Here is an 18805-nt window from a genome sequence, read left to right as displayed (position 1 = left end):
AAATACTCTTTCTTTTCAAAAAACCTCTTAATGTGGTAAATTGTTTTACTCTGCCAATAATTTATCGACCAAACGGTTAAAATCACTTACAAAATCATCATAATATTTGCCAGTTCCTGGTCCAGAAAAGCCTGTATGAATTTCTCGCACTTGCCCTTTTTTGTCAATAAAAATAGTGGTTGGAAAACCTAATACATGATTCAACATTGGCAAAGTTTTAGAGGCTTCTGCTTTATCATTTGTTCCCGACAAAAGCACTTCGTAATCAATTCCGAAACGTTCTTTCAATCGTTTTATTTTGGGAAAAGCAAAAGCTGGGTCAATGCTTTTTTCATAGGCCAAACCTATCACTTCTACTCCTCTTTGCTTGTTTTTAGCATACCAAGGGGCTAAAAACTTACTTTCATCCATGCAGTTTGGACACCATGAACCCATGATTTGTGCTACTACGACCTTACCTTTGTAGCGTTCATCAGTCAGTGATATTTTCTTTCCTTCTTGGTTAGGAAAAGAAAATGCTATTGTTTTATAACCATCTTTCAAATAAGTCAACGTTTTTTCGTCAGGCAATTTTGCGTTATCATCTTTTATACCTTCCCAAGTTTCAAGGCTGCTCAAACCTGACCAAAAGCTACCACCTGTGAGTTTATCACCTTCGATTTTGGCTTTAAATAAAAACAAATGTGTGCCATCGAAGCATGAAAGTTTGAGCGAATCTTCAATAATATTGCCTGATAAATAGCGATAATCGCCCGTAGTCGTCAAGAAAGTACCAGTTACTTCGTTTCCTTTTGACTTGAATAAACCTACTGAAACAGTAGAATCTTTTTTATCTTCAGAAAGAAACAAAACATTATATTTGTTTGCTAATGAAGTATTTACACTCTCTTTTTTTTCTGTAAAACGGTAAGTTTTACCAAATTCTGCTGTAAAATCACCTTTCAAAAAAGTGAAATTTGAACGCATTTTTTTCCAATAACCAGTAAGCTTTTCATCATCAATTTTAGCCACGATTTCGGCATCAAAAATTTCCATCGGAATATGTAGCGAATCGTCTTTAATGAAAGATTTGTCCATTTTTAATTTCTCCTCCCCATTCAAAATAAAAACTGAATAGGCATCGCTTTCTTTTTGAATATCAAAATTAAAAGGTAGTTCTCCACCATTCGTTGGAATGACTGCTCGCCAAATGCCAGTTTTGGGTTCGCTGTGAGTTTTACAAGCATTTAGAAACAAAATAAAAATTGAGGCAAAAAGTAAATTTGATAATGTTTTCATAAAGTTTTCTTTGGTTAGATAAACGTTAGCAGGGTTTTGAACCACGCCAACGTTAATTTTTTGTACTTTTGCAATTCAACATTGTAAATATATAAAAAGTTTATGTCAGTTTATCACACGCCCGTTATGCTCAAAGAATGTTTGGAAGGTTTGAATATCAAACCCGATGGCATTTATGTAGATGTTACTTTTGGCGGTGGCGGACATTCAAAAGCTATTTTGGAACAACTCACCACAGGAAAACTCTATGCTTTTGACCAAGATGCTGATGCAAAAGCACAATCTAAACTGATAGAAAATAAAAACTTTACATTTATTGATGCCAACTTCAGAAGTTTAAAGCAGTATTTACGCCTATTTGGTGTAAAAAAAGTAGATGGAATTTTGGCAGATTTAGGTATTTCTTCGCACCAAATTGATACACCCGAACGAGGTTTTTCGACACGTTTCGATGCAGAATTAGATATGAGAATGAATCAAAATGCCTCAATTTCTGCTAAAAATATACTTAATGAATCTTCGGTTGATGAATTGCACAAGATTTTGGGTATGTATGGCGAAATAAAAAATGCCAAAACTACTGCACAAACAATTTATACGGCAAGGCTCAATAAACAGATTGAAACTATCAATGATTTGAAAGGAATTCTGCAAAAATTGGCTCCTCGTGGCAAAGAAAACAAATATTTTGCTCAAGTTTTTCAAGCATTGCGAATTGTAGTCAACGAAGAAATGAGTGCCTTAGAAGAATTTTTACAACAAACTCCCGAAGTACTTGCTCCCGAAGGTCGTTTGGTGGTAATGGCTTATCATTCATTAGAAGACCGTTTGGTAAAAAACTTTATCCGTAGTGGTAAATTTAGTGGTGAAGTTGAAAAAGATCTTTTTGGCAATGATTTAAAACCTTTGGAATCAGTCATACGAAAAGCCATTGAAGCATCACCCGAAGAAATTGAGCAAAATCCACGTGCCAGAAGTGCAAAATTGAGGATTGCTGTACCCGTAAAATAAATTTTACAGAAATGTCAATTTTATTTCAACGTAATTTATAAATTTGTCTTGTTATTTGGCTGACCGCCTAATATACGTGCTTTAATAATAAACCTATAAACCTAATTGGAATGGCAATGAATACTTTTCGGGCCCGTCCTGAATTCGTTGTGCCTAAGGCTCCACGCAAAGCTGGCATCTTCGATCGCCTTAATTCTTGGCTGACAAATCGCTTAGAACTTGGTAATGAACTTCCTACCGAAACCCTTCGAAAAATAGTTTGGATATGCTTTTTGGGTATCTTCTATATTTACTTGCAGCATAGCTACGAAGGGCTTATCAAAAAAATTGAAAAGGCTCGCAATGAAATGGAGGAAAAGCGTGCTGCCTACATTTCTCAAAAATCTCGCTACATGTTTGCAAGTAAGCAATCTGAAATAGCCAAAAAACTAACCGATGATGGTTTAGAAGAAAACATTACACCACCTACTAAGATTGTGGTAAAATAAGAAATCAGATTTACGATTTTAGATTTACGAATTACGATTTAGGTTTCCCCATAAGGACAGTCTTGAATTTAAATTACTCGTAAATCGTAAATCGTAAATCGTAAATTACAAAACAATGTCCCCAAGACCCTCCATCCGTGAAGAAATCCAGTTCCGAGCCAAAGTGACTTTTGGTTTGGTCTTCTTGATTGGCTCGCTCGTTGCTGCACAAATATTCGTTGTTCAAACAGTTCAAAAGAAAAAATGGTTGAACAAAGTAGAAAAAATGCAACGTAAACCTATGAAAATTAGGGCTACTAGAGGCAATATCTATGCAGCTGATGGTAGAAGTTTATTGGCTACCTCTGTTCCTCGCTACCGTGTGGGCATTGATGTGACACGAGCCAAACAAAAATATTTAGATGAAAAATTAGATTCTTTAACTAATTTATTAGCTAATTTTTTTCAAGATCGTTCGGCAAATGAATATCGAGAACTGATTTTAAATGCTCGAAAAGGTGGAAAATTACAATTTGTTGCTTTGGGTAACCATTTAGTAGATTACCAAGAACGACAAATAATAAAAAAATTTCCATTCTTTAGAGAAGGACCGATGAAAGGTGGTGGAAAATTTGAACAATTGAACCGCCGAGTGATGCCTTTTGATGATATGGCCTTGCGTTCTATTGGAAAACTTGACCGTGATACACAAACAAGAGGAGATTTTGGGATCGAATTTAGTTTCAATAATTATTTGGCAGGACGAGATGGCATTGGCTTTTTTCAGCGTTTGGCAGGAGGAGTTTGGAAACCTTTGGAAGATAGCCCAGAGGTTCGTCCTGAAGCTGGCTTAGATGTAGTTACGACCATAGATGTTAATTTCCAAGATATTGCTGAAAGTGCCTTACGCAATCAAGTTGTTAGTTCAAATGCCAAATATGGGTCGGCAATCGTTATGGAAATTGCAACCGGTGAAGTAAAGGCCATGACAAACCTTTCTCGTAGAAGTGATTCTACTCATACATTTTATCTCGAAGATTTTAATTATGCTGTACGTGGAGGGACCGACCCAGGCTCTACTTTTAAATTAGCCACAATGGTGGCTTTGCTAGAAAAGGCAAACTTAAATTTAAATGATGATGCAGGTTTTTGTGGTGGAAGCATCATGCACAACAAAACCGAGATGACTTGTTCTGAAAGTCATGGCAATCAAACTGTTCGACAAGTGTTTGAACATTCATGCAATATTGGTATTTATCATTTGGTTAAAAATAATTTTGGATTCTCAAATGCCGATAACTTTGTAGCGTATTTGAATCGCTTCAAACTTGACCAACCCGTAGGATTTCAATTGAAAGGAGAAACTGAGCCAATTATTAAAGGTCGTAAAAGTTCAACATTTAGTAATACAACCATTCCTTGGATGTCGATTGGCTATGAAACTCGTTTGACACCATTGCAAATGCTCACTTTTTACAATGCCATTGCCAATAATGGCCATTGGGTACAGCCTTTTATTGTGAAAGAAATCAAAGAAGCTGACAAAGTGATTGAAAAATTTGAAGCAAATAAAGACCCTAATCCTATTTGTTCAGAGCGTACAGCAAGATTAGCTCAAGAAATGATGAAAGGAGTAGTAGAGCGTGGAACCGCCATGAATATTAATACAGGTTTTTGTAAAGTTGCAGGAAAAACAGGAACTTCAAGAAAATACGAAAATGGCTATGTGAAAAATCAATATTACACTGCATTCATAGGTTTTTTCCCTGCCGACAATCCAAAATATAGCTGTGCTGTTATTATTGATGAGCCTCAAGGAGTCAATCTTTATGCACGTGATGTGGCTGCACCTGTTTTTAGAACAATCGCTGATAAGATTTTTGCTTATGATGTAGCATTACATCCTGCCAAAAACAGACCTTCAAACATTCAAAAAATAGAAAGTCAAGAACAAACAGGTTATGCTGAAGACTTCCGAACAGTAAGCGAGGAATTAGGTCTACAAAATGCTCCAAATACTGCTGGTTGGGTAAAAGCCACAAAAAATGGCAGGTCGGTAACATGGCGAAAAGTAGACGCTTATGATAAAGATTTACCCAATTTAGCTGGCATGACATTGCGTGATGCCATGCACATTCTTGAAAATAAGGGTTTTCGAGTAAGGTATTCTGGCTTAGGAAAAGTGTCCGATTTTGCAATTGTTCAGCCAAAAGTTGTAGCTTTGGTTTTGAAATAATTTGTACGACAATTTTCCAGATTGTCATTGTGTCCATATTCAGTGATAAAGAAAACAACCTTAACTTTAATTTTCTCCTGTCTATTAATTTGGCTTGGGTATTTCACCCCACGTCAATCATTTGGACAGCTATTTAGTTTATATTCAGCACTTTTTGTTGTTTATTTTTTCTTGGTAAAAATCATTAAAAATCCCCATGAAATAATTTTTATGGGGATTTTCTTTCGACTACTTTTATTATTTTCAATTCCAGCTTTATCCGATGATTTTTATCGTTTTATTTGGGACGGACGGCTTTTAATCAATGGCTTAAATCCTTATACTATTCTCCCTTCTGAATTTATTAAAGACATTGATTATCAGCGAATTATAGGCGATAAAAATATCTTTCAATACCTGAATTCTCCCAATTATTATACTGTTTATCCGCCTTTCAATCAATTTACATTTGCAGTTGCAGCTTGGTTTTCAAGCGGAAGTTTATTTGGAAATGTGATTGGTTTGAGAGTTTTTATCTTATTGGCTGAGATTGGGACATTAATGTGCATGAGTAAAAAAAACACCGAAGCGTCGGTAATGTTATACGCCTTCAATCCTCTAATTATTTTAGAACTAACTGGAAATCTCCATTTTGAAGCAGTTGTCATATTATTTCTTTTCTTGGCATATAAAGTTCATAAGAAAACCTTATTACTCAGTGCATTTTTCTTCGCTTGTGCAGTAAGTACAAAAATGCTCCCTCTTATTATTATACCTTTGATTATCAAACATTTAGGAATTAAAAAAGGAGTAATTTATGCCTCAATTGTTAGCATTTTTACATTGTTATTCTTTGCACCTTTTATTGATAAAATGCTTGTTGAAAAACTTTTTTCGAGCGTTAACCTTTACTTTCAAAAATTTGAATTCAATGCCAGTATTTATTATTTAGTACGAGAAATTGGCTTCCAAATCTATGGGTATAATATCATCGGAACAGCTGGAAAAGTCTTGGCTTTTTTGACTTTTTCAGGTATTTGTTTGATTTCTTGGAAAAACAAAAACCTCTTTGTTGGAGCTTTAGGCATACTCACATTGTATTTTGCAATGGCCACCACTGTTCATCCTTGGTACGCCAGTACTTTAGTAGCAGTCACGATTTTTACAAGATTTCGTTATCCAATTTTTTGGTCATACCTCATTTTCCTGAGTTATGCTGCCTACCAAACCAGCCTTTATCAAGAGAATCTTTGGTTGGTTTTTTTAGAATACTCCTTAGTTTTTAGTATCATGATTTATGAGTTTAGTCGATGGTCAACGGAAGACAGTCGATAGCATTTTTTAGACTTTCAATATGTTACACATTAGATTTTATCTTCTGAATAATACGCTCGGCATGAACTCTTGAGTTTTCTATAAACAAACTGTGTGTATTCATTCCTCCACAAATCACACCTGCCAAATAGACATTTTTCAAATTGGTTTCCATGCTATTTTCGTCATATTGTGGTTTCATGATTTCATCTTGCGAAAGATTGATACCCACTTTTCTCAAAAAATTCAAGTTTGGTTGATAACCAGTCATCGAAATCACCCAATCATTATCGACCGCCTCTAAACCTTCGGGAGTTTTAATAATCACCTGCCTATCCGTTATTTCTGCAATTTCAGAATTAAAATATGCTTTGATAGAACCTTCTTTTATTCGATTTTCAATATCGGGTTTTGCCCAATATTTTACTCTAGTTCCCACTTCTCCTCCCCTAATAACCATCGTCACATCAGCTCCTTTTCGCCAAGTTTCAAGAGCAGCATCTACTGCTGAATTATTGGCTCCAACCACCAAAACTTTCTGAAAAGCATAAAAATGTGGGTCTTTGTAATAATGCGTAACCTTTGGCAATTCTTCACCATTAACACCTAATTTTTGTGGAATATCATAGAATCCCGACGCAATTACAATGTTTGTCGTCAAATATTCACCCTTCTTAGTTTTGATTTTATATAATTCCGAGTTGTCTTTTTTAACCCCATCTCCTTCAAGGAGAGGGCTGGGGTGAGGTGAAACTACTTCCAAAACCTCCTCAAAAAGCCTGATATTCAAATGTTTATGAGCTGTTACACGGCGGTAATATTCCAATGCTTCATTGCGAGTTGGTTTAGCATTATTTGAAACAAAAGGTACATCTCCAATTTCCAAACGCTCGGAGGTACTGAAAAAAGTCATGTTTGCAGGATAATTATAAAGTGAGTTTACCAAACATCCCTTTTCTAAAATTAAATAGTTTAGCCCTGCTTTTTGAGCCTCAATACCGCAAGCAAGCCCAATCGGGCCGCCACCAATAATAATTATATCGAACTTAGTAGAATTCATAAAACAAAAAATATGACACGATTGATAAGATTTAAAGATGTACCGGATTGAGTATTGATTTCTTAAATCCCATATTTAGTTATACGATTTTAAAGTTTACAAAATTGGATAATGATTTCTTGAATCTCCTATCCAGAATCACGCATCTTCATTTAAGCAACAAAGTTTTACCCAAAATTCGTTCTTTTCGCTAAAAGTATGTTAATTTTGATGGTATTTTCGTTAGTAAAAAATATATTCGGTCAGGATTTAAAATCAATTATCAATTTTATGAAGATTTTTACTGTCTTGTTGCTAAGTTTTATTGCTCAAATGACTTTTGCACAAGAAATAAATTATCTTAAAACGTATCACCCAAAAATCAATGCTGCTGAATTATTGGTAATCAATGGCAAATATACAGAAGCACTTGACCAATATCAAAAGGCTTTTGCTTCAGTGCCACGTGGTTTTATGAAGGATTATTTCAATGCGGCGGTGTGTGCAACTTATTTGGGCGATGCCACAAACACCTATCAATATTTATTAGAAGTGGCAGGAAAAGGTATTAGCCTTGATTTTATTAAAGATGAAACCGCTTTTATAGGAATCCAGCAAGACCCTAATTGGAGAAATTTTGAAAAAGAATATTTAGCAAAAAAACGAGAGTTTGATTTAAAAATTAATAAAAGTTTAAAAGATAAATTAGCAAAAATAACTGAGCGTGACCAATTCTTTAGGGTAAGAGATACGCAGGCTTATGCCGATACGATTATTAAAATTGACCGTCAGAATGCCACAGAATTGGATTATTTGATAGCACGTTATGGTTTTCCAAGCGAAGATGTCATTGGTTGTGGCGAAGGAGGAATGCCAGTGATTCAGTATCCATTTTACGCAATTTTTCGCCGTCAAACACCTGATAATCAAACTATTAATTTTTCAAACCCTCTGATGGATGCCGCAAGAAATGGGAAAATATTACCACATACTGCAGCACATATCATGGCAACGATTAACGGAAATGATGTTTTTTTTGCCCGACATGTTTTTAAAATCTTGACCGAGGAATCGCTCGCTATGGAAGGTAAACCATTTGTATCGAAGCTTAATAAGTGGGTTTTTAGGCAAATCGAGCAAGTAGATGAACAAAGAATCAATGAATTGCGTTTGCAGAATGGGATGGAAACTTTGAGTGATTACCGAAAAAAGATTTTGTTTGCACTCAATGATAATCGTTTTTTATTCCCTTATCGTTCGTACGTTGGCATGTGGTCGGTAAATGACCCCAATATTGCCTCCGATTATTTATCAGGAACAGTAGTTTTGGAGTAACATTTAGAATAGGCTTTAAGCAATACGCTGTATGCTTTTACCCATTTAAAATTTCAAGTAAAATATATTTTTATAGCTTAAAGCCTATTGCATAAAGCATAAGGCAAAACATTAAATCAAACAAATCAGCTTACTCATGGCAATTTTAACAATGATTGGTCAGCTTTTGCTGGCATTGACTATTTTAGTCGGATTACACGAATTTGGACATTTTATTTTTGCTCGTATCTTCGGAATTAGAGTAAATAAGTTTTATATTTTCTTCGATTTTCTTTTCCCTTTACCCAACGTTTTAAACTTTGCCTTGTGGAAAAAGAAAAAGGGTGATACTGAATATGGTTTAGGTTGGTTTCCATTGGGTGGTTACGTGGATATTGCAGGTATGATTGATGAAACCAAAGATGCTTCGCAACTTTCATCTACGCCTGAGCCTTACGAATTTCGCTCAAAACCAGCTTGGCAACGTCTTTTTGTAATGCTTGGTGGCATTATCGTTAATATTATTCTTGGGATTTTGATTTTCTGGGGAGTTAAATATTATTGGGGCGAAGAATATTATTCAAAAGCTGAAATCAATAAAATGGGAATTTATGCCCACCCGCTTGCCCAAGGAATTGGTTTAAAAACTGGTGATAAAATCATCAAAGTAAACAATGAAGATTATGAAGGTTTTGGCGATATAAGAGCTTCTTTGATGCAAGAAAATACCTATTTTACTATTGATCGTAACGGTGAAACAAAAGAAATTCCAGTACCCAATGGCTTAATTGATAGCATTGCCAGTAAAGTGCCTTTTATGGAGCCAATCATGCCTTTTAAGGTAGGAGAAGTAACCAAAGGAATGGCAGCTGAAGCAGCAGGGTTGAAAGAAGGTGACAAAATTATAAAAGCTGATAGTATACCGATAGCCTATTTCCAAGCCTTCCAAGAAACACTCAAAAAATCAGCAGGAAAGAAAATTGAATTATTAGTTGAGCGAGGAAATCAAACTATAAAATTGACTCCAACCGTTACAAAAGAAGGAACAATTGGTTTTAAATTAGACCCAACTTTGGTTTCAAGCAAACGTACTTTGTCGTTCAGTGAAGCATTTGTTACAGGTGCAAAGGATGCGTTAGGGGTAATTCCTAACCAAATCCAAGGTTTTGGACGAATTTTCAAAGGACATATTTCGGCTGGAAATGCCGTGAGTGGTCCTGTTGGATTAGCACAAATGTTTGGAAAAGCATGGGATTGGGAAAGATTTTGGAATTTAACAGGCTTATTGTCAATGGGTTTAGCTTTTATGAATGCGTTGCCAATTCCAGCTTTAGATGGCGGTCATGTGATTGTTTTATTATATGAAATGATTACCCGTCGCAAGCCATCTGAAAAATTCATGGAACGTACCCAACAAGTAGGCACATTCATACTGTTGACATTGATGGTACTTGTACTTTTTAATGATACTTTCAAGGCGATATTTAAGTAATTTAGTCGATTGTCCATAGACCACAGTCGATAGATTTTTTTGAAAATGATAAAGATTTTAGTTGCTTTTTTAGCATTGACGGTGTTGAACCTCACCCCAGCCCTCCCCGATAGGGAGGGAGTGATACAGAACTATTCCCCTCCCTATCAGGGAGGGGTCGGGGGTGGGGTTCACGCCTTTCACACATCCTTGACTGAGATTCAGTATAATCCCAAAGAAAAATCGTTAGAAATTAGCATTAGACTTTTTACTGATGATTTGGAAACAACGCTGACAAAATTTAATAACGGTCAGAAAATAATGGTGGGCGGAAAAAACGATAACAGTGATGCTGTTTTAAACAAATATATTCAGCAACATTTTGCTATTATTTCACCCCAAAAACAAAAGAAACCGCTCAACTTTATTGGCAAAGAATTAGAAGGGGATGCAACTTGGGTTTACGTTGAAATACCTAATAGTCAAGACTTTAAAGGTCATTCTATTTACAATAACCTCATGCAAGAGATGTTTGACGACCAAACCAATTTGGTCAATTTCCTTTATTTAGGTAATAAAAAAACTTATTTATTCAATGCCAAAACAAAATCGGCAGAGATAGACCTTTGATACTTTCTGCAAAAAAAAATATCAACAGTATGCCTGCATACTGTTTTTTTGTTACTTTTGTATTGTTCTGTAGCAAAATTAAGCATGAAAAAAGAGAAAACTATTGATTTTTATATCAAATGGGCGTGGCATTCTATTTCACGTATGTATAATGCGTATGCCAATCCCAATGAGATGACAATGGCAATTGGCTATGTTTTGCTTAACATTGATTCAGAAAAAGGAACTCCTGCAACAAAAATCGGCCCTTCAATTGGTATGGAACCCAGAAGTCTAACGAGGATGTTGAAAACATTGGAAGAAAAAGGCTGGATTTACCGAGAAATTGATGCAGATGATAAACGTTTCGTGAGAGTTTTTTTAACCGAAGAAGGAAAGAAAAAGAGAAGTTTCTCTCGTGAAGGAGTGATTATTTTCAATAAAATGATTCAGGAACAAATTCCTGCTGACAAATTAGCCACTTTTTTTGAAGTAATCAAAGAAATCAATCGCATTGTTGATGAGCAAAATAGTAAAGCTCGTGAAAATTTAGCACTGGAAAATGTGATATTATAATATATTATTTGTGATTTTTAGGATTTACTCAATATCCAAAAATATCTCTTAATTACTGATAAAGTATTCATTTCTTGTAATTTTGTAGCAAGAAACCTCCCAACATTATGCTCAAAAAACTATTTACCGTATTGGTGCTTGTCATTTTTACTAAATCTTCCTACGCTCAAGCATTTACCTACTACCCATTTAATTCTATCTTTTCAATTGCGACTAATCCAAACAAAAATATTTGGGTTGATTTTCGTTTTCAGACAAATACTTATTTCTCTTCGTTAAGTACGGAAATTTCACCAATGTTTAATCTTAATAAAGCGGAAAGAGTAAAATTTTACCTTGGTGCAGGGGTAAAAGTAAATTTTTTAAACTATTTAAACACTGATCCCAGTAAACAATCACCTTTAGAAGGCTATGCACTCAATGCTGGCGTGCGAGCTTCTCCGATTGAAAAACTTCCAAGATTTCAAGTTGTATTTGAACTCTCGCCTTATGCTAATAAGAATTTCGATTTGGGTGTTTTTCGAGCAAATTTGGGCTTGGCTTACGTTTTAGGAAAGAAGAGCAATAAATAGTTTTCGGAAGCGTTTTTAAGTTTTCAGTGAACGAATTACCCTCACAATGAGAACTTTTGCTACCATAACAATTACACTTCTGAGTTTTTCTGTTTTCTCTCAACAAAAAGCAGCTTTTATTCCTCGTCCAGCGATTTCGTTTTTCTTCAACGGAAAATCTGCCGATGCTCAAAAGGCACTATCAAAATCTGATACACTTATTGAGGTAAAAGCTATTTTACAAGGTGAGCAAAAAAAGAAGATGCCCGATGTGACATTTTTCATCACTGAAGTAGAGCTTTCGCTCTTTCGCAATGACAAAAAAATTGCAGGAATAGTACTTCCCGAAGGGAAAGGTTCTTTCGCTCCATTGGCAAAATTGGCAAATCTAAGTGATAAATACCAAATTACAGTACGAAGAATTCAGTTTTTGAATGGAGGGGTTTACCAAGACATTGGCATGAGTGATGTCGTGAAAAATTATACTATTGAATGAAAATATCGTACAACGGATTTCCTAATCCGTTTTCTTTTCTGAGTAAGAATGTATTAGAAAATCCGTTGTACCTTTAAAAATTTTATCTCAATTTTTCAGCTTTACCAAATTGTTTCATCGCTGTTGCAACGATTGGGTCTTGCTCGTAAATAATTTGATAAAACTCATTATTCAATCCATTTTTCACATTTCTTTGCCAAATATGACGAGCAATTGATGCTTTTATCTGCAATTTGATAAATGCTTTTGAAAGGTTGTAATCGGTCGCATTAAACATGATTTCGGCACTATTAGCCAGTTGTTTTACTTTTTCGAGCATTGGCTCACTAACTTCAAAATTCTTTAAAAAGCTATTAAATGTTTGCTTTTCAAGTGTTTTTCTATTGTCATTAGCGTAATTTAAGGCATATTCTCTTATTACGTTTTTGCCATATAATTCCAATAAGTATTTGGTAATATGGCTCGTATCTCTTGGCACAAATACATCAGGTGTAACACCTCCGCCGCCATAAACAACTCTCCCACCCTTTGTTTTGAATCGCATCTTTGGGTTATTTTTTATACTATCAGCAATAAAATATTCGCCCGATTTACTTCGGTCTTCTAATTCATGCTCATAATTGTCTAAATGCCCTTTTGTATATGGTTTTTGGATACTTCTACCACTTGGTATATAATAACGAGAAATCGTCAGACGTAACTCTGAGCCATCAGAAAGTTGAATGGGTTGTTGAACCAAGCCTTTACCAAAAGTTCGACGACCCACTATTAAGGCTCTGTCATAGTCTTGTAAAGCTCCCGAAACAATCTCAGAAGCCGAGGCACTTCCTTCATCAACTAAAACGATGACTGAGCCTTTCTCAAACATGCCATCTTTTCCTGCAAATGTTTTTCTATTATTTCTGGAATCCTTCCCATCGGTATAAACAATCACATCATTTCCTCCCACAAGCTCATCAACAATATCAGTTGCTCTATCCATATAACCACCTGGATTTCCCCGCAAATCGAGCATCAATTGTTTCATCCCTTGCGTTTGTAACGCTGAAAGATGCTGTTTGAATTCCACATAAGTTGTTTCTGTAAAACGATTGATTTTGATGTAGGCAGTTTTTTTATCTTCCATTAAATAGGCTGCATCAATCGAATATTGCGGAATTTTATCTCGCACAACAGTAAATTTCAATAAATCTTTAAAACCTCTCCGTTTGATTTCAAGTTTGGCTTCCGAACCACGTTTCCCACGTAAATTGGCAAAAATATTGGTACTATTGGATTCTTTTCCTGTTAAGCTCTTATTATTTGCTTTAATAATGGCATCGCCGCTTTGAATGCCGACACTCTCTGACGGGCCACCCGCCAGCGGTGTAACAACATAAACAGTATCATTAAAGACATTAAACTCAATGCCAATACCATCAAAACCACTTTCGAGCTGTGAGCGAGCAATACTTGCTTCTTCTGGTGGGAAATAATAAGTATGGGGGTCGAGTTTTTCGAGCATTTTCGTAATCGAATAATCAACCAAAGAATCCGTGTCAACACTATCAACATAGCTTCGATTGATATATGTCAAAATCTCCTTAAATTTGGTTGAGCTACGAGAAACATCACTCCCAGCTCGACGACCACCAAAGAATGTCGCCCCAATCAAAATCCCCACAACAAGAGTTGTACCAACGATTATTGGTGTGCGGATAGTTGTTTTACTATTTTCTATTTTATTTTCTTCCACTTTTATACCTTTGATTTAATATTAGTTCGTACTTTTAGAAACAGTTTCTTGACTCAATAAATTACACAAGATTAAAAATATTCTTTTTTTCAACCCAATTTACTACAAAAATGTCTGAAAATCAATCTCGTCGGTCTTTTTTACAAAATCTTGGTGTCGGACTTGGCACTACTGCCGCAGCTTTTGCTGTGCCTTCGGTCATGGCGATTCCTGAAGGAAAGCCTCAAAAAGATGAAAAAAAATTAGGTGTTGCTCTACTTGGTTTAGGTAGTTACGCAAAAAATCAATTAGCCGTTGGTTTAGAAAATGCTAAAAATTGTTACTTAGCAGGAATCGTAACAGGTACGCCAGCCAAGGCTGAAGAATGGTCTAAAAAGTATAATATTCCTGCAAAAAATGTCTATAATTATCAGAATTTTGATGAAATAGCTAATAACAAAGACATTGATATTGTTTATGTGGTTACACCAAATTCACTACACCGTGAGTTTGTGGTGCGTGCAGCAAAAGCTGGAAAACATGTGATGTGTGAAAAGCCAATGGCAACTTCAGTAGAAGATAGCATAGCAATGATCAAGGCTTGCCAAGAGGCAGGCGTGCAATTAGGAATTGGCTATCGTCTTCATTTTGAGCCGTTTACACAAGAAGTGGTGCGTATTGGGCAGAAAAAAGTATTTGGCGATGTGCGATTTATGCAAACAAATTTTGGCTTCACCATAGGTGACCCAACACAATGGCGTTTGAAAAAAGCAATGGCTGGCGGAGGACCTTTGATGGATGTGGGCATTTATTGCGTGCAAGCATCTCGCTATGTAACAGGCGAAGAACCACTTTGGGTAACTGCTCAATATGGCGAAACGATTGATAAAGTAAAATTTAAAGATGTCGAAGAGACCGTTTCATGGCAAATGCAGTTTCCGAGTGGTGCAATGGTCAATGGCTTTAGCTCATATAGGTCAAATATCGAGCAATTGTATGTTTCGGCAGAAAAAGGTTTCTTGCAACTCAGTCCAGCTTATTCTTATGGACCAATAAAAGGAAAAACGCAGGAAGGCGATATGAAAATGCCAGTTGTACATCATCAAACTGTCATGTTGGAAGAAGTTTGTAAAGAATTTCTTGCAACAAAGAAGTTTCCAAAACATATCGACGGCGAAGAAGGCTTGAGAGATATGAAAATTTTAATGGCGATTTATGAAGCCGCTCAAACTGGGAAAAGAATTAGTTTGGTATAAAATAGATACGAGATTTAAGATACGGGATTTGAAAAAAATGAAATTTGCTTTGAAAAATATTTCTCGAATCTTGTTTCACGAATCTCGTATCTAATATCCAGTATCTCCTATCTACAAACAAACCATTTCCAAATTTTCAACGTTATCATTTTTCAACAAAATCAATTTAAACACAAATGAAAAAAATCGTTTTACTATTCTCTCTTTTTGTATCAATGGGAGCAATGGCACAAGGTATCAAAACACCCGCTCCAAGTCCAACCCAAACCATCAAGCAAGATTTTGCACTTTCTTCAATCGAAATTAATTATTCTCGCCCACTTGCTAAAGGTCGCAAAATCTTTGGTGATTTAGTGCCTTTTGGTAAAATGTGGAGAACAGGTGCCAATGGTGCTTCTAAAGTAACTTTTGGTGAAGATGTAAAAGTGGGTGGTGTTGCCGTAAAAGCTGGCTCTTATGCACTTTATTCTATTCCAAATGCAGACGAATGGGAGATTATCTTGAACAAAGGTGTAAATAACGGTGGCTTAAATGGCTATAAAGTCGAAGAAGATGTAGCTCGTTTTAAAGTAAGAACCTTTGCTTTACCATTCGCTATCGAGTCATTTACGATTATGATTGGTGATGTAATGTCTGCCTCAGCAAATATCCAAATCTTGTGGGAAAACACAGCAGTAAGCATTCCAGTAGAAGCAGATATTGATAGTAAAATCATGAGTTCGATTAATGAAGCAATGAATGTTGATAATCGCCCTTATTTTGCTGCTGCAAGTTATTATTTTGACGCTGGAAAAGATATGTCAAAAGCATTGGAGTGGGTAACTAAAGCCATTGATGCTCAACCAAGTGCTTATTGGATGGTTCATTTAAAAGCGAAAATTCAAGCAAAAATGGGTGATAAGGCCGGTGCTAAAGCCACAGCTTTGAAAGGAATTGAATTGGCAAAAGCAGGTGGAAATCCTGATTATGTAGCTTTGAATGAAAAATTAATAAAAGCTTTGTAAGAAACTTACTTAGAAAGTCTATAAAAAGCGTTCTCTTGGTTATAAAGAGAACGCTTTTTATTTTACAAGAAACTACCAATTATCATATAACAGTTCGTAAAACATTTTTAACTTTATATATAATTAACCTCTTAAATATCAAAAACATGAAAACAATAAAATTATTATTTTTTTTACTAATCTCAGTCAACTCTTTTGGGCAACTTTCCAACGAAAACTCTATGAGCGTGATGCTGGATGGAAAAGAATATAAAACTCAACCTCGCCAAATCAAAATTGGCAATTATGCCTATTTTACAGGAAATTCTACCAAGCCAGATAAGATGCTAAGGATTTGGCTCGGCGATTTTTATGGCCGTTCGGCGGTGGAATCAGGTACTTATCTAATTGTGAATGCCGACCACCCTGATACAAAGGAAAATATCAAAAAAGCTCAAGATTTGGGCAAATACAAAGGCATTGCAGCTATCAAGTACGTAGAAGAAACCAAAGAACCACGTATGGAGTATCATGTTGGCGAATCACAGAACAATAATGAAACTTTAGAAGTGAAAGCAGGAACAGATGGTTTTATTGAAGTCACATTTAGCGGAACTTTGGTAGGTTCTTATTGGAAAGAAAAAGTATCAGCAACAGTTTTTGGTGGTTTAGGTAGAATCAAAGATAAAATAGAAAGTAAAGTGATTACTTCAACCACAGGTTTCGATTCTGACATTGACCCCGAAGGCAATGGGTACAAAAAGCAAGATAATAAAGATACGATTGTACTAAAAGATGGAAAAATGAAATTAAAGAAAAATTGATTAAGCAAAAGTTTTGATTCTCAACTATTGCGTTCTCATAAATTACGTGATAAAAACGACAAGGTATAGCAGCAATGAAAGATTTTTAAGTAATCAACTCAAAAAGTTTATTACCATTGCTTCCGCTAAATAAAAATTATCCAAAAAAAGTTGATTCAGCAAATAAATTATCTTAATTTTGTCTTATATTTAGAAAAAGCAACTAAATAAAGAATTTTAAAAGGATAATTTAACTTATATCAATAATGTCAACAGCAACAAAAACGTATCTTCCTTACAAGGTAAAAGACATCACACTTGCCGACTGGGGTCGCAAAGAAATTAAATTAGCTGAAGCCGAAATGCCAGGTTTGATGGCTATTCGTGCTGAATATGGCCCGTCAAAACCATTGGCAGGTGCAAGAGTAGCAGGTTGTTTACACATGACAATCCAAACGGCTGTTTTGATTGAAACCCTTGTGGAATTAGGTGCTGAAGTAACTTGGTCATCTTGTAATATCTTCTCAACACAAGACCACGCTGCTGCTGCTATTGCTGCTGCTGGCATTCAAGTATATGCTTGGAAAGGTCAAACTGCTGAAGAATTTGACTGGTGTATTGAACAAACGTTATTTTTTGGTGAAGAGCAAAAACCATTAAACATGATTTTGGATGATGGTGGTGACTTGACAAACATGGTTTTTGATGTTTATCCAGAGCTTATCGCTGGCATCAAAGGCTTGTCGGAAGAAACTACTACGGGTGTTCACCGTTTGTATGAGCGTATGAAAAATGGCACTTTATTCTTGCCAGCTATCAACGTAAACGATTCGGTTACAAAATCGAAATTTGATAATAAATATGGTTGTAAAGAATCATTAGTAGATGCCATTCGTCGTGCTACTGATATCATGATGGCCGGAAAAGTTGCTGCTGTTGCTGGTTACGGTGATGTAGGTAAAGGTTCGGCAGAATCACTTCGTGGAGCTGGTTGTCGTGTATTGGTTACTGAAATCGACCCAATTTGTGCTTTACAAGCAGCAATGGATGGCTACGAAGTAGTAACAATGAACGAAGCTGTCACTCGTGCAAATATCTTCGTTACAGCTACTGGTAATGTAAATATCATTCGTGACCGTCACTTCAAAGCAATGCGTGATAAAGCTATCGTTTGTAACATCGGTCACTTCGATAACGAAATCGACATGGCTTGGTTGAACAAAAACTATGGTCACACAAAATCTACTATCAAACCACAAGTTGATATGTATGAAATTGATGGCAAAGAAATCATTATCTTAGCTGAAGGACGTTTGGTAAACTTAGGTTGTGCTATGGGACACCCATCATTCGTGATGTCATGTTCATTCTCGAACCAAACTTTGGCTCAATTAGAATTGTGGAATAACACAGAGAAATATGAGAAAAAAGTTTACGTTCTTCCTAAGCAATTAGATGAGAAAGTAGCTGCTTTCCATTTGGCTCATGTTGGTGCTAAATTAGATACTTTAGATCCAGAACAAGCTGCTTATATCGGTGTTTCAACAGAAGGACCATTTAAGTCTGAAATGTATCGTTACTAAGAGTCGATAGTTCATGGACAATAGTCGATAGAGTTTAAAATCAAAAACGCCCATTTATTTCTCAATAAATGGGCGTTTTGATTTATATTGATAAACTCATAAGTGTGAGTTATTACTAAAGCTGT

General features: G+C 35.7%; 17 protein-coding genes. 14 read left to right on the top strand and 3 right to left on the bottom strand.

Going from position 1 to position 18805, the window contains the following annotated elements; translation table 11 throughout:
* Window positions 1–45: 45 nt before the first annotated feature.
* On the bottom strand, window positions 46–1278 hold the full coding sequence (locus ACQUQZ_RS01740) for a TlpA disulfide reductase family protein (RefSeq protein WP_435352929.1): 1233 nt from the start codon (window positions 1276–1278) through the stop codon (window positions 46–48).
* A 102-nt stretch (window positions 1279–1380) separates the two neighbouring features.
* Here ACQUQZ_RS01740 and rsmH point away from each other — a divergent pair, with 102 nt between their 5' ends.
* The 4 genes from rsmH to ACQUQZ_RS01720 all read left to right on the top strand — a co-directional run bounded on the left by rsmH (window position 1381) and on the right by ACQUQZ_RS01720 (window position 6306).
* Entirely contained in the window at window positions 1381–2289 is a 909-nt protein-coding gene (gene rsmH, locus ACQUQZ_RS01735) for a 16S rRNA (cytosine(1402)-N(4))-methyltransferase RsmH (protein WP_435352927.1), read from the top strand.
* Window positions 2290–2399: 110 nt separating this feature from the next.
* The gene (locus ACQUQZ_RS01730) at window positions 2400–2777 is read left to right on the top strand and encodes an FtsL-like putative cell division protein (protein ID WP_435352925.1); all 378 of its coding nucleotides are present in this window, start codon (window positions 2400–2402) and stop codon (window positions 2775–2777) included.
* A gap of 115 nt (window positions 2778–2892) precedes the next feature.
* On the top strand, window positions 2893–4992 hold the full coding sequence (locus ACQUQZ_RS01725) for a penicillin-binding transpeptidase domain-containing protein (protein WP_435352923.1): 2100 nt from the start codon (window positions 2893–2895) through the stop codon (window positions 4990–4992).
* A 210-nt stretch (window positions 4993–5202) separates the two neighbouring features.
* A complete protein-coding gene (locus ACQUQZ_RS01720; protein WP_435352922.1) occupies window positions 5203–6306 on the top strand; it encodes a hypothetical protein in 1104 nt (367 codons plus the stop codon).
* Window positions 6307–6328: 22 nt separating this feature from the next.
* On the opposite strand, the gene ACQUQZ_RS01715 is transcribed toward ACQUQZ_RS01720, so the two are convergent.
* The gene (locus tag ACQUQZ_RS01715; RefSeq protein WP_435352921.1) at window positions 6329–7345 is read right to left on the bottom strand and encodes a YpdA family putative bacillithiol disulfide reductase; all 1017 of its coding nucleotides are present in this window, start codon (window positions 7343–7345) and stop codon (window positions 6329–6331) included.
* A gap of 270 nt (window positions 7346–7615) precedes the next feature.
* On the opposite strand from ACQUQZ_RS01715, the gene ACQUQZ_RS01710 reads away from it, so the two are divergent.
* The 6 genes from ACQUQZ_RS01710 to ACQUQZ_RS01685 all read left to right on the top strand — a co-directional run bounded on the left by ACQUQZ_RS01710 (window position 7616) and on the right by ACQUQZ_RS01685 (window position 12341).
* A complete protein-coding gene (locus ACQUQZ_RS01710) occupies window positions 7616–8659 on the top strand; it encodes a hypothetical protein (protein WP_435352919.1) in 1044 nt (347 codons plus the stop codon).
* A gap of 136 nt (window positions 8660–8795) precedes the next feature.
* Entirely contained in the window at window positions 8796–10130 is a 1335-nt protein-coding gene (gene rseP, locus ACQUQZ_RS01705; RefSeq protein ID WP_435352918.1) for an RIP metalloprotease RseP, read from the top strand.
* A gap of 45 nt (window positions 10131–10175) precedes the next feature.
* Complete coding sequence (locus tag ACQUQZ_RS01700; RefSeq protein WP_435352917.1) at window positions 10176–10739, top strand: DUF6702 family protein; 564 nt, start codon at window positions 10176–10178, stop codon at window positions 10737–10739.
* 84 nt (window positions 10740–10823) lie between these two features.
* Window positions 10824–11294 carry a MarR family winged helix-turn-helix transcriptional regulator gene (locus tag ACQUQZ_RS01695; protein ID WP_435352915.1) on the top strand — a complete coding sequence of 157 codons (471 nt, stop codon included), beginning with the start codon at window positions 10824–10826 and terminating at the stop codon, window positions 11292–11294.
* A 107-nt stretch (window positions 11295–11401) separates the two neighbouring features.
* Window positions 11402–11866, top strand: coding sequence for a hypothetical protein (locus tag ACQUQZ_RS01690; protein ID WP_435352914.1), 465 nt, complete (start codon window positions 11402–11404; stop codon window positions 11864–11866).
* Window positions 11867–11912: 46 nt separating this feature from the next.
* On the top strand, window positions 11913–12341 hold the full coding sequence (locus ACQUQZ_RS01685; protein WP_435352912.1) for a hypothetical protein: 429 nt from the start codon (window positions 11913–11915) through the stop codon (window positions 12339–12341).
* Between the two features lie 82 nt (window positions 12342–12423).
* Here the strand turns inward: ACQUQZ_RS01685 and ACQUQZ_RS01680 are convergent, their stop codons facing one another.
* Entirely contained in the window at window positions 12424–14076 is a 1653-nt protein-coding gene (locus ACQUQZ_RS01680) for a S41 family peptidase (RefSeq protein WP_435352911.1), read from the bottom strand.
* Window positions 14077–14186: 110 nt separating this feature from the next.
* Here ACQUQZ_RS01680 and ACQUQZ_RS01675 point away from each other — a divergent pair, with 110 nt between their 5' ends.
* The 4 genes from ACQUQZ_RS01675 to ahcY all read left to right on the top strand — a co-directional run bounded on the left by ACQUQZ_RS01675 (window position 14187) and on the right by ahcY (window position 18680).
* Complete coding sequence (locus ACQUQZ_RS01675) at window positions 14187–15311, top strand: Gfo/Idh/MocA family protein (protein ID WP_435352910.1); 1125 nt, start codon at window positions 14187–14189, stop codon at window positions 15309–15311.
* A gap of 176 nt (window positions 15312–15487) precedes the next feature.
* On the top strand, window positions 15488–16315 hold the full coding sequence (locus tag ACQUQZ_RS01670; protein WP_435352909.1) for a DUF2911 domain-containing protein: 828 nt from the start codon (window positions 15488–15490) through the stop codon (window positions 16313–16315).
* A gap of 146 nt (window positions 16316–16461) precedes the next feature.
* Window positions 16462–17118: a hypothetical protein gene (locus ACQUQZ_RS01665; RefSeq protein ID WP_435352908.1), complete on the top strand. Its 657-nt coding sequence runs from the start codon at window positions 16462–16464 to the stop codon at window positions 17116–17118.
* Between the two features lie 245 nt (window positions 17119–17363).
* A complete protein-coding gene (gene ahcY, locus ACQUQZ_RS01660; protein WP_435352907.1) occupies window positions 17364–18680 on the top strand; it encodes an adenosylhomocysteinase in 1317 nt (438 codons plus the stop codon).
* Window positions 18681–18805: the final 125 nt, after the last annotated feature.

It is taken from the genome of Emticicia sp. SJ17W-69, assembly GCF_051209875.1.
Lineage (GTDB): Bacteria > Bacteroidota > Bacteroidia > Cytophagales > Spirosomataceae > Emticicia.
This window is presented reverse-complemented; position numbering and strand designations above follow the sequence as displayed.